14 protein-coding genes and 1 other annotated feature are annotated in these 16,874 nt (G+C 43.5%); all 14 genes read right to left on the minus strand.

Annotation, left to right across the window (positions count from 1 at the left end; all coding sequences use genetic code 11):
• Positions 1–10: 10 nt before the first annotated feature.
• Positions 11–1,093 carry a Gfo/Idh/MocA family protein gene (locus tag NFS18_RS11460; protein ID WP_251390230.1) on the minus strand — a complete coding sequence of 361 codons (1,083 nt, stop codon included), beginning with the start codon at positions 1,091–1,093 and terminating at the stop codon, positions 11–13.
• A 46-nt stretch (positions 1,094–1,139) separates the two neighbouring features.
• Complete coding sequence (locus NFS18_RS11465; RefSeq protein ID WP_251390232.1) at positions 1,140–3,101, minus strand: FAD-binding protein; 1,962 nt, start codon at positions 3,099–3,101, stop codon at positions 1,140–1,142.
• A 21-nt stretch (positions 3,102–3,122) separates the two neighbouring features.
• Positions 3,123–3,890 carry a 3-ketoacyl-ACP reductase gene (locus tag NFS18_RS11470; protein ID WP_251390234.1) on the minus strand — a complete coding sequence of 256 codons (768 nt, stop codon included), beginning with the start codon at positions 3,888–3,890 and terminating at the stop codon, positions 3,123–3,125.
• On the minus strand, positions 3,887–5,281 hold the full coding sequence (locus tag NFS18_RS11475) for an oxidoreductase (protein WP_251390236.1): 1,395 nt from the start codon (positions 5,279–5,281) through the stop codon (positions 3,887–3,889). The genes NFS18_RS11470 and NFS18_RS11475 overlap by 4 nt, the downstream gene beginning before the upstream one ends.
• A 1-nt stretch (position 5,282) precedes the next feature.
• Positions 5,283–6,059, minus strand: a complete 777-nt coding sequence (locus NFS18_RS11480) for a sugar phosphate isomerase/epimerase family protein (RefSeq protein ID WP_251390238.1) — start codon at positions 6,057–6,059, stop codon at positions 5,283–5,285.
• Positions 6,060–6,084: 25 nt separating this feature from the next.
• A complete protein-coding gene (locus tag NFS18_RS11485; protein WP_251390240.1) occupies positions 6,085–7,092 on the minus strand; it encodes a hydroxyacid dehydrogenase in 1,008 nt (335 codons plus the stop codon).
• Positions 7,093–7,101: 9 nt separating this feature from the next.
• Positions 7,102–7,899, minus strand: coding sequence for a sugar phosphate isomerase/epimerase family protein (locus NFS18_RS11490; RefSeq protein ID WP_251390242.1), 798 nt, complete (start codon positions 7,897–7,899; stop codon positions 7,102–7,104).
• Between the two features lie 21 nt (positions 7,900–7,920).
• A complete protein-coding gene (locus NFS18_RS11495) occupies positions 7,921–9,147 on the minus strand; it encodes a 4Fe-4S binding protein (protein ID WP_251390243.1) in 1,227 nt (408 codons plus the stop codon).
• Between the two features lie 36 nt (positions 9,148–9,183).
• A complete protein-coding gene (locus NFS18_RS11500) occupies positions 9,184–10,362 on the minus strand; it encodes a heparinase II/III family protein (protein WP_251390246.1) in 1,179 nt (392 codons plus the stop codon).
• A gap of 323 nt (positions 10,363–10,685) precedes the next feature.
• Positions 10,686–11,606: a homoserine O-acetyltransferase MetA gene (gene metA, locus NFS18_RS11505; protein ID WP_251390248.1), complete on the minus strand. Its 921-nt coding sequence runs from the start codon at positions 11,604–11,606 to the stop codon at positions 10,686–10,688.
• Between the two features lie 2 nt (positions 11,607–11,608).
• Positions 11,609–12,976: an AI-2E family transporter gene (locus tag NFS18_RS11510; RefSeq protein ID WP_251390256.1), complete on the minus strand. Its 1,368-nt coding sequence runs from the start codon at positions 12,974–12,976 to the stop codon at positions 11,609–11,611.
• Between the two features lie 460 nt (positions 12,977–13,436).
• Positions 13,437–13,754, minus strand: coding sequence for a DUF1540 domain-containing protein (locus tag NFS18_RS11515; RefSeq protein WP_251390250.1), 318 nt, complete (start codon positions 13,752–13,754; stop codon positions 13,437–13,439).
• 84 nt (positions 13,755–13,838) lie between these two features.
• Positions 13,839–15,770: a threonine--tRNA ligase gene (thrS, locus tag NFS18_RS11520; RefSeq protein WP_251390252.1), complete on the minus strand. Its 1,932-nt coding sequence runs from the start codon at positions 15,768–15,770 to the stop codon at positions 13,839–13,841.
• Positions 15,771–15,942: 172 nt separating this feature from the next.
• Positions 15,943–16,148, minus strand: a binding site (T-box leader).
• A 53-nt stretch (positions 16,149–16,201) separates the two neighbouring features.
• Positions 16,202–16,717 carry an SEC-C metal-binding domain-containing protein gene (locus NFS18_RS11525; protein ID WP_251390254.1) on the minus strand — a complete coding sequence of 172 codons (516 nt, stop codon included), beginning with the start codon at positions 16,715–16,717 and terminating at the stop codon, positions 16,202–16,204.
• Between the last annotated feature and the right edge of the window lie 157 nt (positions 16,718–16,874).

Raw genomic sequence — 16,874 nt, forward strand, 5'->3', positions numbered from 1 at the left:
TTCTGTCATGTCATACCAATTTTACTGTTTCCATATCCTCACTTGAGAAATTTTTCAAAGGAAGTTCCACCGGATTTCCTGTCTTCTGGCTTTTGTAAATTGCAAGGACAATTTCCAGTGCGTTCCGCCCGGCTTTAGCATCTACACAAGGCTGTCGGTGTTCTTTTATTGCAGATATGACGTCCGCATACAACCGCCCATGTCCGTTTCCATAGATATTAATGGTTCTTTCATCCAGTGTTTTTATCTCTCTGTCCGTATTATCTCCTTCTGCAAATTCCCAATAATCTACCCGGTTTGCCGATGTGCCGCTGATTTTCACAGTTCCTTTCTCTCCGCAAAACAACAGGCATTCCTCCAGATCATCTCTATAGATATTAGTAGTACCCTCGATTTCAGCAATCACTCCATTTTCAAACTCTACAATTGCCATTCCTGCATCCTCCGCCTCAAGATAAGGATGCTGCCGCTGACGAGTCACTCCATATACTCTGACAGGTTTTGCATCTATCAGCCAGACCAACAGATCAATTCCATGAATACACTGATTCATCAGACATCCCCCATCCAATTTCCATGTACCGCGCCATGGAGCCTGCTTATAATATGCTTCGTCCCGGAACCAGCGGACATGAACTGCCCCATGACTTAGTTTCCCGAATCTTCCTGTCTCTCTTGCGCGGCGCACTGCCTGTATGGCCTCATTAAATCTGTTTTGATGGCATACGGACACCACTATCCCATGTTCTTCACTTTTCCGGATAATTTTCTCTGCATCTTCCATATTCATTGCAATTGGTTTCTCTATCATGATATTTACTCCAGATTCCATACAATCCAGCGCAATCTGCGCATGAAGACCACTCTCTGTTGCAATCGCGCATAGTTCAAGTTCTGGATGTTCAAAAAGCATCTCTTTATAATCACAATAACGTAAAATATCTGTATCATGTTCCAGATGAAACTTGCATAAAAGTTCCTCCATATGCTCTTCATCAATATCACACACTGCAGTTAATTCCAGATTATTCTCAATTGCCGCCTTTATATGATTTTCAGCAATTCTGCCACATCCGATCAATGCATATTTCATCCAAACCCTCCTTTCTGCCGCTTGATATCAGCACAGCATCGCTTCATCAATATACATTTCCATTTTCACGATAAGAACGCCAGATATTTTCAAAAAAATCTTCCTCTTCAGGTATCGGATTTACCGTTCTCCAGCATGCTTCACATCTGCCGTCCAGATAACTGATTTCCTGAATCATATTGCTTCTTGACTGGTCATCCAGTGTAAAACAAAATAGTTCTGGAAGCTGTTCGGAAGATTTTTTTCCATTTGGATCCAAGTACAGAGCGCTTCCTCTGCTCTTGCCTCCACTATCCATATAATCAGCCATTGCACTTAAATATACATACTGAGCAATCAACATATCCCTCAAGCGGTACACACGCTCCAATTGCTTAGAACTGTCGATATATACGAGAGATTTCAGATCCTCCAGTTCCTGTTTCACCTCGGACAAAGCCCCGGCAATTCCTTCCCGGCTCCGGATTGCCCCTGCGTTCCGGCTCATACGCCTTCCTGCATGCTCCCAGAGTTCATCCACTCTCATACTACCCTTTTCAAAAGCTGCAACGGCCAGTGCAGACATTTTTTCTGCTGCCTTTTGCACAAGTTCCTCAAAATCTTTTTCCATTTCTGGTGTTTTGATATATCGCACCGCAATATACTGCGCTGCACGTGCCGAACCTGCCTGCCCTGAATTCAAAGCACTTCCGCCCGGACGATAAACGCCATGGCTTCCCGCCACTTCACCTACAGCAAAAAAGTGCGGAACATTGGTCTCCCACCAGGCATTCATTGCCAGCCCACCGTTATTGTGCTGTGCACAAAGTGCAATTTCCAATACCTGACTGGACAGATTTATACCTCGTTTTTCATAAAACTCTACTGCCGGTGCATTCATATGCAGCAGCCTTTCATACGGTGTTCCAAAACATGCTTCTGCCTTTTCCAGATATTCTCTCGCCTCATCCGAAAGCAGTGTATAGTCCACCTCCGTGTCTCCCGGATTATTCCTGAAATCCAGATATATCTTGCGCCCTTTGCAAGTTTCCATATATACAAGAATATCAATAATAGAGCTTCCTCTATCTGCCTTTCTCACATCAAACGGCCATTGATATCCTTTTAAAAATGTATTAGTCAGCAATTCTCTCTTATCTTTAAAATAATCCGACAAAAATTCTCTCTCATCACTTCCATCCGGATTTCTTGAAATAAATTTGGGCAGCACCTGCATATAGGTTCCCGACACATTCCATCTGGGATTGACAGATGCCAGGCCAAACTGCCATTCGGTCAGATTTCTCCCCCTGACACCTGCCTCAAAGGCCAGTCCGCTGGCTCCAAAATGACATGCCGGATACACACTGTCTGCATATATTCCCGCTGGTCCTCCTGTTGCATAAATAATATTTTCACTGCAAAATGCCACAAATCTCTCTGATACGTTCTCTGCCTTATCCAGATTCAGACACAGGATTCCTCTGTATCTATTCTCGTCTCTCAAAATCTGAATCACCTGAAGCTTATCAAAAACGGGAATCTTTTTTTCGTTCACAGCTCTTTCAAGGCACTCCGTCATAATCTTAGACGTATATGGACCTACCGATGTGGCACGGTTTCTCGGATCATGATCTGTTTTGTAACCAATGTACTCTCCCCAACGATTTTTCGGGAACGGAACTCCCAGCCCTGCTAATTTTAAAAATCCCTGTACAGAAAGTGCCGCCTCACAAAGTGCGATGTCCCCGTCCATACACTGTCCTGCGAACAGATTATCTGCCATTTCACGTACACTGTCCGGACTGTTTCCCGAAAGTGTCAGCTTATAATACGTCTGTTTGTCAGAACCAGTATTTCTGGATGTGCCCGCTTTTACATGCTCGGAAACTACTGCTATATCATGCTGTCCATAAGAATAGAGACAGTCTGCCGCATTATATCCTGCTGCTCCGGTTCCTACCACTACAGTATTCACGATATACACTTTTATCTTTCCTGATCCGGTGCTAATACAAGTCTCTTTCATAACCTGTCCTTCCTTCCCATACTATAAACGTTTGATATGGAAACCGCCATCTACGTCTACATAATTTCCTGTTGTATAATTAAACTTATCACTGCAGAAAGCAGACACAACTCCTGCAATATCTTCCGGCATTCCCCATCTTGCAATCGGAAATATTCCATCTTCAAACATCTTATTATACTTGTCTCTGACTGTGTCTGTCATATCTGTTGCAATCACACCCGGGCGCACCTCATGCACAAGAATCCCTTCCGAAGCCAGCCGGTCGGCGTACAATGTTGTCAGCATAGAAACTCCGGCCTTGGCCACACAGTATTCTCCCCTTCCAATAGAAGATACTTCTGCAGAACATGAAGATATATTTACAATGGTTCCCCGTTTTCTGTCAATAAACTCCTGCTTGATCATCTGTTTCGCCACCGCCTGTGTCAGAAACATAGTTCCCTTGGTATTGATTCCTACAACACGGTCAAAACTCTCTTCTGTCATCTCCAGCAAATCATTCCGTACTCTGGGTGCCACTCCGGCATTATTCACAAGTACATGAATCCCGCCGAATGTTTCTGTCGCTGCTTCGATCAGCATATTTCTATCCTTTATACTGCATATATCCCCCTGTACATAAATCCAGGAAGTCCCATCTGCCGTAAGCAGGTCAAAGTTTTCCTGATAATCTTCCTGACAGTTCATGTCCATAATCACGATCTGGAATCCATCTTTCCCGAGCTGCCGCGCAATTGCAAATCCAATACCTCTTGAAGCTCCTGTTACAATCGCCGTTCTTTTCATGATCTTCTCTCCTTGTCTGCTTTATTCTCCCTTGCTTCTGCTGCTTTCCTCGCTTCCTGATAAAGGGGCAGGTATGTTTTTGCATCCCGGACAGCACACCCCGTTCTTCCCTGATCCCGCATAATCTGCGTACATTTAGAACAAGTGATACAGCACTTCTTCGGTTCCATTCTTCCTCCTGACAGCACGTCTTTAGGAGCATCCGGATAAGCGATACTAGAACGTCCAAGTCCCACAAATCTGCAGCTCTTGTCCGCCAGATTCGCCGCTCCCACATAAGGAATAAATTGCCTGAGCCATGTATATGCATTTCCGACAACCGGTACATCCCCGGCTGCTTCCTGAATCATGCGTGTGAAGGAAAATGCTCGTGATATACTCTCCAGAGGATGCTCATCCGGAACCGGGATCCCCATGCTGGACAAGTCAAAAGGTCTGGTTACCTGTGGGTAAATATAATATGGATTTCCGGCAGAATTACTCAAAAGGTCTATCCCTTCCTCACACAGCATCTTTACCAGCGCCAAAGGTTCCGATGGGTCAAACTTCCAGAACTCCTCTGTGTCACATCCAAATCCATATGGATATGGATGTGCGTCAAATACATTAAAACGGCACGCAATGATAAAATCGTCTCCTGCTGCTTTTCTCACTGCGCGGATGGAATCCTTTAAAAGCCGCGTTCGGTTTTCAAAACTGCCGCCGTATTTTCCAGGTCTCGTAAATGCAGCCAAAAGCTCACTCATCAGATAACGGTGACATGCTTTGATATCCACTCCGTCAAATCCTGCTCTTTTTGCACAGACAGCCGCCTTTGCATAAAATTCAGGAAGTGAACTCAGATATTCATCTGTTACAACCGGATCACTCTCGCTAATACCGCCTCTGGGATCCAGCAATGGGTCATGCTGTGCAATAATCGGGCTGCCTTTTGTCCCTGACGGCCGTGAATAACGTCCTGAATGTGTAAGCTGGAGTATATGTACCGCCTCAAAATCTTCTCCCATCGTTTCTTTTGCGGCATCTCTGCTTTCTTTTAATGCCGCTGCAAACTTTTCTGTGTTTTCTTCTGTAATCATCATTTGAAGCGGATTGGCACGTCCTTCCGGAACAACTGCGCAGGCCTCCCACCAGATCAGTCCTGCGCCGCCTGCTGCAAATCGACGATAGCGCCGCCGTACCAGCTCTGATGGAGAACCATCCTGATTAGAATCACACCCTTCCATGGGAAGTACTGCAAACGCATTCAAAGCCTTACGGTTCCCAATTCTGACCGGCTCTGACAGTGGGGATAAATCATCTTGAAAATGGATTTCCACACCCAGCTCTTTAACACGTTTTTTTATCTCAGAAAGTTCTTTAAATGCAAATTTCTCATGTTTTGACATCATCTCACCCCTCATATACCTTACAGAACCATTCTTTCGACTTCCGGATCAATTCTGGCGCATTGTCTCCAAAATATTCAAAAGAAATATATCCGTCATATCCATCCTTTTTCAATTCACATACCAGCGGGTGGAAATCCACATCTCCTTCATCCAACGGTACACAGATATGGGGCGCCCAAAGCAGATTTTTGAAATGATAGTGGATGCTGTACTGCTTTAGCGCCTCATAAGCATCCATCATTTCCAGACCCGACGGATAAAAATTAAATCCATCAAATATCAGTCCTACCGCAGGACTTTGCACTGCACGCAAAATTCTTAAAATAGAATGAATTGTATCAGACGGATGATAATAATGCGCCTCAATTCCCAAAGAAACTCCTTCTTTCTGTGCATCTTCTCCTAACATTCTTAAAGCCTCAAAGCAGCACATCCATTCGTCCTTTATTACTTCACTGGAACCTTTATCTCCCAAGAAAACTCTTACTACCGGACAATGCAGGGCAGATGCATATCCAATGCATTTCCGTGCCAGAGCAAGATTTTCTGACTGTATACTTTTATCAATCAGGTTCAGATAAGGCGCAATTACCACACATTCAAGGTCATATGTCTTCAATAAATCTGTCAAATCTTCCAGTGACCTTCCGCTCTCTAAAAAGCCATCCACATGGCCGCTCCAAAGTTCAATTCCGTCCATCCCCAGTTCCTTCGCAATTTTCAGCACCTCCTCCAGCGTCTTATCCTTCGCCCAGGTGGTACACATACTGTATTTCATGTTCCAAGTCCTCTCTTTCCCGATCCTATGCCATCGTCTGCAATGTTTCTTCCGTGATTTCATATTTTAATGGCTCTCCCCGTACAAAACGAAGTGCCTCGTCTGCAATATATTGACCGATTCTTCCGATTTCAAGCCCCATGCTTCCTGCTATATGTGTTGTCAGAATAATATTGGCAGTGCCATAAAGCAGGCTGTCTTCTATCGGCGGCTCTGGATCAGTCACATCCAGAACAGCAGTCCTTGTGCAATCCTCTTGCATTACCCGGATCAAGTCATCCTCAACAATCTGAGAACCTCTTCCGGTATTCAACAGTGTAGAACAAGATTTCATCCGGCTCAAAAGAGAATAATTAATCATCCCCTCAGTCTCTGGAAGCTTTGCCACATGGTTAGAAATCACATCACACTGTTCAAAAATCTCTTCCAGACTATGTTTTGTTACATTCAGTTCCTCTGCCCGCTTTTCTGACAGATATGGATCATATACCCATACCTCCAATTGATAAGGACGAAGCAATGAAATCACACGAGAACCAACTGCCCCTGCTCCTAGAATTCCAATCTTTGCACCATAATTTCCGCTGAAACAATCTGAAAATGCTCTGGCATCATCATAATTTTCCCGCATTCTTATACTGTTCTGAAAAAAACCTTTATTGGCAAGTATAATCTGAGCCACAGTATATTCCGCTACCGGAGTTCCATTCGCAGCCCATCCGCTCACAACCCGTACTCCATTCTCAAGAAAAGACCTTGCAAAGTACTGTACACTTCCTGCCGCATAAAAAACGATTTTCAATTTCGGAAAATATTTTTTTATCTGCAATACTGTTAATTCCGGTACCCACCAGCTTGTAAAAAGTATTTCTATCTCTTTCAAAATTTCTGCATACTCTTCCAACTGCATTTCATTCACCGGATCAGGCAGTAAATCGCAAAACGTTTTTATCTGTTCCCGCACAGACTCTGTGTAAGCCCGCTCCAGATAACATCGTCTGTCTTTTGCATATAACATCATTGCCTTTTGCATTTTCATCCCTCAATTCTTTTCTTCTTTATTACCCGCATTCATGGAAACAAGCTCCCGCAGAAGGAGGATACTTTCTTTTGCATCTTCCGCAAAATGTTGCGTTACACCCTCGACACTTAGCATCCCCTGATAACCGATTTCCTGAAGCATTCCTATGAACTCTCTGCACTGCCCTAAATCCTTACCCGCTGGAAATCTCCGCTCTGCGCCGCATGCAATATGACAATGCTTCAAATACGACGCAGCCTGCACCAGAACATTCACAGACTCTTTTTCTTTCTGCATATGATAATAATCTGCCAGAAGCCAGACTGATGAATGGGAAATTTCCTCAGTCATGCGAATTCCCTCGTTCACTGTATGCATAAGATCAGTTTCACCACGGTTTAACGGTTCCAGAACTATTTTGATTCCATACTTTTGTGCCGCATTACCAAATATTCTGCAAACCTCTTTCATCTGTTCCCATGCCTCATCCATACTAATATCATCAGGTAACCGTCTTGCTCCGCCGCTGCCAAATACAATGATTTTCCCATGCAGTGCATGGGCTCTGGAACATGCACGCTCTGCATACGCTTCTAATGCTTTTTTATCGACATCTTGTCCAAATATTTTCATTCCGCCTGGCAGTAATATATTAAATGCCCGGCATGGAATTCCTCGTTTCTCAAATTCTGTTTTCGCTCTTTTAAATTCTTCATCCGGCATCTCTGCAATGGTACACAATGGCAGTTCTATGTAATCATATCCTGCTTTTGCTGCATCTTTTGCAAGTTCCATACCTGCACAGATTCCAATCTCCATTCCTTTCACCTCCAGACAGCTTTATATTTCTGTCGCATCTCCGATAATTTGTCCTGCATCCAGAGAAAGTGCTCCTGTCGGACAAGCGCTGAAGCAATATCCGCAGCCAATGCACTTTTTCGTCTTTGCAGCAATTCCTTCTTTCACTTCGATACCCTCATACCAACATGCCTCTGCACACTTTCCACAGCCATTACATTTTTCCTTATCCGGTTTTTCAAGCATATATGCCTTGCCAAGTGCTTTGGTGCGCTTTACTGCCGTTTCTTTCGGCATATCAAACAACTTCAATGCACATCCCTGTAAGGATGCTATATCTGCATATTCTTTCTGATTCATCCAGGCATCCAGACCATGTATGATATCCTGCACGGCTTTCGGTCCCGCACAACAGGCAACACTTCCAAGCTGTACCATCTCGCTTCCTGCCATGATCATTTTTGCTGCTGCTTCCCAGCTATAAATACCGCCTCCGGCATACATCGGTGTCTTTATTCCATTTTTTCTTGCTTCTGCAACCGTAAAACAGATCACTGGAAGCGCCCCTGATGTTCCGTAACCACTTCCCGGTCTCGGTAATGTCCGTTTCCAATCCAAATCAAACACAAATCCCCTCCATCTCGCTGTCGGACCGATAGAATCTGCACCTCCGAGCACAGCAGCCTCCATCGCCCGAAGAGGATCGCATGCTTCCACAGGCAGCTTCACCATAACAGGAATTTTGACAGCAGATTTGATATCACGGGTTGTATTATAGATCATCCTGTAAAAATCATAAACGCGGTTTCTTACTGCGGCAATTCCCGGCGTGTTAAAATGCAGTTCCACTGCGTCTGCACCTGCACGTTCCATTTCCTGTGCCTGGCGGCGCCACTCTCTTTCCCAGTCCAGACCTCCTGCCTCCGTATCCAGAAAATGTCCTATGGATGCCCAAAGACGTACACTGTCCGGCATTTGATTTCTCGCCTGATGCAGTCCTTCACAATAGCTTTCCAGAGAATCAAAATCATCTTTTGTCTGAGTCCCTTCCGCATGACTCTGTAAAACCGTCTTCCCCTCCAGCATATCCTGAAGAGACGGATAAACATAAGAGCCGCCTCCGGCTCCGTGTCCAAAATTCCTCATAACAACAGCCCCCGGAAGCGCTTTTGCGCTCTTTACTACAGCCGCTACTCCCTGCGTTGCCGGACTGCTGGCAATCACAAATGGATTTTCCATATTCAGCCTTTTTATCTTCAAATCTGCCATTTCTATCTCTCCCATTTTTCCAGTCGGTTTATTTTCCTATATAACTTCTGTTACACTACAATCATTCTCCATAAAAATAAGCGTCCATGTATTATGAATAGTCTCCATCTGCAGCTCTGCATGATTAGATTCCAGTTCTGTCAATCGGGTTGTTTTTATAACCCCTTCCCTGGCAATTATGGTCACAAACCGTGCCGGGACTTCACATGTCTTCTCATACACAAGCTGCGGAGCAGGCTCTTTTTGTGCATACCCATAGGATACCCACCCTCCGATAGGTTTTTCATTTCCGCAGTAGTTCATAGATGTCAGCCCCTCGCAGGAAACAGCCTGAATCTCCATTCTCAATTTTCCATTCTCATATAGATAGCACTGATTCTTATCGGTTTCTTTTAATTTCCCCGGCGCAAAGTTAAAAAACTGACGCAGCCGGTGTATGCCCGAACCTGTCAAGTCATCTTCCACAACCCAGATATCCGGTTTCAGCCAGATGACGCTTCTTTTGTGAAAAACTGGCTCGTCCATATATGCATATCCATTATGAGATATAACCAGACGGTCAAACTGTTCTCCATGCTCAAACCTGTGACAAAACATCCGTACCCCTCTGGCTGTCGGAATTACATCCGGGTGCTCACCCATAACATGATCATCAACAAGAATCGTATTATGAGCCGCCGTAGAAGAAAAATAAATCCTCCAGTCAAACTGACTCTCCGAACTATAAAGATATCTTCCTGTATCAATCAATACATCCTGCCCCTCGACTTGAAGTTCTAGATGTCCTGCATCATAGTGAGAATGGACATTATTCTCTCCGCGCTCCAGGATCGTTCCGCTGACCAGAAAATAAGAATCATTCCTTCCCCATCCTGAACGAAATACATGATATCCTGCATCCGGCAGGGAAGTACAGATTTCCTCAGGCGCTTTCCCTTCTTTCCCCTGTGTAGCAAAAAACAAAAAATCTTTCCGTCCTGTAATCTCAGCCATTACCCTGAAAAAAGCCCGCAGCTCATTTTCATCTGCCGGATCAGTGGTGTTATTCATTCCTTCATAGACAGAACAGTCCGACCGCAGTGTAAGCAATGAATTCCGGTCCGCATCGCCCACCATTGGTGTAGACATATCCGGTTTTATCAGTTTTACGATAAAACCAGCAGCACGTTCCAGAATAGGAAGCATATACGGCGGCACATAAATTCCATTTTTCACAGCCAGTCTGTATACCTGAAGAAATGCTCCTGCCGCTGTAAGATGATAAATCGGTGTACGTTATTATGACTATTTTTGATAATTCTATTATATATCGCTTTATTATCAAATAATACTGCTCTATCCAACGAATTAGTATCACTTTTATCTATGTTTTTCCATACAATTCACTTATTTTTATATAAAACTCTTAAATTTTTATATATATACTCATTTTTTAACAAAAATACTCAATATAAGAAAGGCTATGCGAATGAGTCGCATAGCCTTCTGTGGTGATATCTAATTACAGTATTTCCCTTAAAATTGTATAGTTTAAGTACTTAGAACGGAGTCCCATACAAGTCATACGGTGTCACCTGATATACATAATAATTCAGCCAGTTTGTATACAGGTTATTTGCATGTGACCTCCAGGTAAGCACCGGTTTGTTGTCCGGATCATCATCTGGATAATAGTTCTCCGGAATCTGGGGGTTCAACCCTCTTCCCATATCCCGCTTATACTCAGAATCCAGTGTCATTCTGTCATACTCAGGATGACCCATCACAAAAATCTGCCGGCCTTCCTGTGCCATACACATAAACACACCTGCCTGTAAAGAATCTGCCAGGATAGTAATCCTCTCATCTGCCTCCAGCAGATTCTGCGGCACCTCTGTATGTCTGGAATGGGGCGCCATAAATACATCGTCAAATCCGCGCACAAGCGGAATCTTACGGTTTCTCACTCTGTGACGGTACACACCGGATAACTTCTTCGGCAGCATTTCTTTATTAATTCCATAATGATAATAGATTCCTGCCTGTGCTCCCCAGCAGAGATGCAGCGTGGATGTCACATTTGTTTTTGTCCACTCCATAATCTCGGCCAGTTCCTGCCAATAATCTACTTCCTCAAATTTCATCTGTTCCACCGGCGCCCCGGTAATGATAAATCCATCAAATTTTTGATGCCTGATATCCTCAAATGCTTCATAAAATTTATAAATATGACTGGTGGAAGTATTCTTGGATACATGACTTGTCATCCTCACAAATGTCACATCCACCTGAAGCGGTGTATTAGATAGGGAACGAAGAATCTGTAACTCCGTGTCCTCCTTCAGCGGCATCAGGTTCAAAAGTCCGATGCTGATAGGACGGATATCCTGATGAGCAGCACGGTATTCATCCATCACAAATATATTTTCACGCTCCAGTATCTCTTTTACAGGTAAATCATTTTGAACACGTATCGGCATAATTATTCCCCTTTATTTTCATTTTCTTGTTTCATTTCATTTTTTTCAGAATGCACATAGACGCCATCGGCATCTACATAGCTGTACTTATCATAGCAGTCTGTCGCCGTGGGCAGCTTCCTTTTCTCCAGATTATGATTGATCAGCATATTAACCACATAGTAGATCACTGCAAATGTAGGAACTCCCAGAATCATACCAACAAATCCAAACAATCCGCCTCCCAAGAGGATCGAGAACATCACCCAGAATGCAGACAGTCCCGTGGAATCTCCAAGAATGGTCGGTCCGATGACATTTCCGTCCAATTGCTGCAATACCAGTATAAAGATAATAAAGTAAAGTCCCATCTTTGGTTCCGACAGCATGATCAGAACCGCACTTGGAATCGCTCCGATATAAGGACCGAAAAACGGAATGACATTAGTAACTCCGATAATCACACTGACCAGCAGTGTATATGGCATCTTCAAAACAGACAATCCGATAAAGCAAAGGACACCGATGATCGCCGAGTCAATAATCTTTCCGATAATAAATCCGCCGAAAATCGAATTACTTTTAATCGTCAGATGCAGGATCATATTTGCATGATCCGGTTTGAACACCGCATAAATAATCTTTTTTGTCTGCATAGAGAACTTTTCCTTACTAAAAAGTACATAGACAGACACAATAATACCAATGACCGCATTCATCACTCCATTAACTACATTGACGACCCCTTCTGTCAGATGCGACATAAAATCGTTGACCTGAGGAAGTAAGTCTGTCCGCAGCCAGTCCTGTAAAAATCCTGTGATTTCGGTCAGCATAGTAGTAAACAACTGCCCCAGAGTTGAATCCTGCGACATAATTTCCGTCAGCGTCTGAAGCGCAGTATTAATCTGTCCCGGCACAGTCAGGATCATATCACGGATACTTTTATATAACTCCGGTATCAGCATATTAAACAAAGCGGCAATGATCGCCAGCATGATCACAAGCGCAATAAAAATACCCACGCTTCTACAAACCCGCTCCGGCTTCTTCATATTAGGAAAGCGGTGCACAATCCATGGTCTTAAATACCGCTCCACTGTTTTCACGATTGGATTCAGTAAGTATGCAATCGCAAGTCCGTAAATGATCGGACGCAAAATATTAAGGATCTTCCAAATAACCGCTGAAATATCATCCATCCGCAGCAAAAGAAAAAAGAAAAGCATACAAGAAATAATCACTACAAATGCAGTCATTCCTTTTTCCAACTGCACACGCAGCTTGGATGGCCCCCGCCTGCCAAAATCCGGCTGGTTAATATAATATCCGCTCTTTTTACCGGCAGGTGTCTTGTCCTGATTCTGTTCTGCTCTCTGTTCATCATTCATCTTAGTCAAATATCCTTCCTTTGTATGTAAATAAATATATCTGTTTCAATGTGTTCGATGCATTATAACAATGATTATACATGATGTTGAAACAAAAAAACAATACCTGATGTTATAATTTCCATTATGTTTTGTAACAATGTTACTATGCACAGCTTACTGCTGTGCATAGTAACCGCATTTGTGCATTTAAAATCGCCTGCGGCGAGGCACAAATGCTTGTAAACTTCGCTGTATTGGGTCGTAAATGCGCAGTTTATGCGCATTTCGACTGTGAACCGTAACGTAACAATTCATTACAGTTCACACAGCATCTTGCACTGCAAGACTTGCTTACTTGTCCATTTTGCATGCGATTACATAAGAAGAAGACAGAACGTCAAAACTCATTGACCTTCTGTCTTCTTCTCAGATTGCATATTGTTTTTTAACTATAAACAGATACACGGATATTGCTTCTCTAATGCTTACATTCAAATGTTGCACATTCTGTTTCCCCACAATGGCAGGCATTGCTTCCTTCCACACTGATTTTACCGGCATGGCATTCACATTTCTCATTGTACATACAATCTGTTGCCTTACAGTCAATATTGGAAAGATCTGATGCTGTTCCTGTCACATCAGTATAGACATCACCTTTTCTCTCCTGAAAGCTGTCGCAGCAAGTCTCTCTGGCTGTTTTAGCCTGTTCGCCTCCGACTTGGACCGCATCCAGATCACATAAGAACTGCTTATTGTGAACACAAGTCTGTACGGTACATTTTAATTGTGGCATATGGATTGTCCTCCTTTTGATAAAATAAATAGCGCCAGCATGCACTGACGCTATCATTATACCCATTCTCTGGAGTTCCTATACCTATTTCTCTTCTATAGTTTTTATCTCACGGGCAGTTTTATTTTTAATCTCCTCTTTCAAAGAAGCAATGAAATCTGCAAGACTTTTCTGTCCTTCATCTCCTTCAAAACGGCTTCTTACAGACACAAGTTCACTTTCTTCTTCCTTTGCGCCTACAACGAGCATATACGGAATCTTCTGCATCTGTGCCTCGCGGATCTTGTAACCGATCTTTTCTGCACGAGAATCCAACTCTGCACGGATACCTGATTCTTTCAGACCACTCAGTACTTTTTCACCATATTCCATATATTTATCAGAAATCGGCAACACCTTCACTTGTATCGGAGACAGCCATGTTGGAAATGCCCCTGCAAAATGCTCGATCAAAATTCCGATGAACCGCTCAATAGAGCCGAACGCTACACGGTGGATCATAATCGGGCGGTGCTTCTCTCCGTCTGCTCCCGTGTACTCCAGTTCAAAACGCAGAGGAAGCTGGAAGTCTAGCTGAATGGTTCCGCACTGCCATGTTCTTCCGATAGAATCCTGCAGATGGAAGTCAATCTTCGGTCCGTAGAACGCGCCGTCTCCTTCATTTACTACATAAGGAAGTCCCAGATCGTCCAGCGCGCCGCGAAGTGCGTCTGTTGCCAGATCCCAGTCCTCATCACTTCCCATACTGTCCTCCGGACGTGTAGAAAGCTCTACATGATATTTGAATCCAAACAGACTGTATACCTCATCAATGAGTTTTGCAACTCCCTTGATCTCATCACGAATCTGCTCCGGCATCATGAAAATATGGGCATCGTCCTGTGTGAAGCAGCGTACACGCATAAGTCCGTGAAGCTGACCGGATTTCTCATGACGGTGGACCAGTCCCAACTCTCCCATACGAATTGGAAGATCACGATAAGAACGCGGCTCTGACTGATATACAAGAATACCACCCGGGCAATTCATCGGTTTAATCGCAAAATCTTCCTCGTCAATGACAGTTGTATACATATTCTCTTTGTAATGTCCCCAGTGACCAGATGTTTCCCAAAGATGTCTGCTCAGCATAATCGGTGTGTTGATTTCTACATAGTCATTTTTTGTATGAATGTCTCTCCAATAGTCAAGCAGTGTATTTTTCAATACCATTCCTTTTGGCAGGAAGAACGGGAATCCCGGTCCCTCATCACGCATCATAAACAATCCCAGTTCTTTTCCAAGTCGTCTGTGATCACGCTTCTTAGCTTCTTCGATCATTGCCAGATGCTCTTCCAGCTCTGCCTTCTTCGGGAAAGCGGTTCCGTAAATCCTCTGGAGCATCTTATTCTTCTCACTTCCTCTCCAGTAAGCGCCGGCAAGACTTGTCAGCTTGAATGCTTTTACATTCTTTGTGTTCATCAGGTGCGGACCCGCACAAAGGTCAGTAAACTCACCCTGTTTGTAGAAACTGATGACAGAATCTTCCGGCAGATCCTCGATCAATTCTACTTTATAGATTTCACCTTTTTCTTTGAAATATTCGATTGCTTCATCTCTCGGCATCGTAAACTGTTCTAAAGCCAGCGACTCTTTCACAATCTTTTTCATCTCTGCTTCGATCTTCTCCAGATCTTCTGCCACAAGCGGTGTCTCTCTGTCGATATCATAATAAAATCCATCGTCAATAGACGGTCCGATCGCCAGCTTTGCATCCGGATACAGACGTTTGACCGCCTGCGCCATGATGTGAGAAGCTGTATGACGGAACGCGCCTTTTCCCTTCTCATCATTAAATGTCAGAATGCTCAGTTCACAATCCTCTTCCACAACTGTTCTCAAATCTACAACCTCACCATTTACTTCTCCGGCTGTAGCCACTCTTGCCAGACCTTCGCTGATGTCTGATGCAATTTCAATTACACTTTTGCTCTCTGCATATTCTTTTACAGAGCCGTCTTTTAATGTGATTTTCATATGTTTTCTCCTCACTTTTTATTATTTCTGTAATTAAGTAGATAGAATACGTCTCGACCATTCTCACACAAGCAGCTGTAAAATATTTCTTCTGCTCTTCCGGCTGCACATATAATAACCTTTTATTGTCAGAATATCCGGCAATAAAAAAGTCCCTCTCTGTTTCACTACAGAAAGGGACGAGTCTTCTCGCGGTTCCACCCTAATTGATCTGACAAATGTCAGAACCACTTTATTCATGATGATAACGGAATCACCGGACTGTTTTGCAGCCACTCAGAGGTAGTTTTCAAATGGTTCCGTGATAGGAAGCTTCCAGCCTGTGACTTCCCTCTCTGTATCCTTTCCGCATTCTACTCTTCTCATCAACGTGTTTCAATCTTTTATCATTATAGCATTGCTCTTTCTTTTGTCAAGATAATCGCCAAAAATTACACATTGCTTCCGCAGCACTTTTTATACTTCTTACCGCTTCCGCACGGGCACGGATCATTCCTTCCGATCTTCTTCTCCTTGCGGACCGTACCGGACGCCTTCTGCTCACGGTACAGACGCTTCCTTGTCTCTTCATCAAAGATATTGTCCCACTGCGGCAGTTCATACAGCCAGTCAGCCTTCGCGTCTACCATGTTCTTATACAGCAGTTCTTTGTCAAATGCAAGACTTACTTCCGTATCCTCTGTCATAGTCTCAATCGGATTCTTCTCTTTCAGACTATCGTTGATTCCATCCAGAAAACCAACCATTGTCATCACATGCTGACCATACTTGTCAGCCAGTTCTTTAACCGTTCCTTTCACTTCCTCATCAGGATTTGTCAAAAGTAATTCATAAATCTGCTTTTCAATATTAAAGTAATTCCCCCAGAAAGTCTCTAACTGTGCTTTAGATGCTTCCTGGCTATATGCGGTTTCTCTCCACTGTTCCAATAAACTCTTATCACTCATTGTACTTAACTCCTTTTATCAAAATATCAGCTAGCAATCATTATATAACATATTTTCCATTCCGTAAACTGTTATTTTTCTGTAACAGTTCAGCCATGCACAAATCTACAAAAACGAATTGGTAAGCTTGCTTACAACAAGACGTTTTTTGTAGGAT

Source organism: Mediterraneibacter agrestimuris (assembly GCF_943193195.1).
Lineage (GTDB): Bacteria > Bacillota > Clostridia > Lachnospirales > Lachnospiraceae > Schaedlerella > Schaedlerella agrestimuris.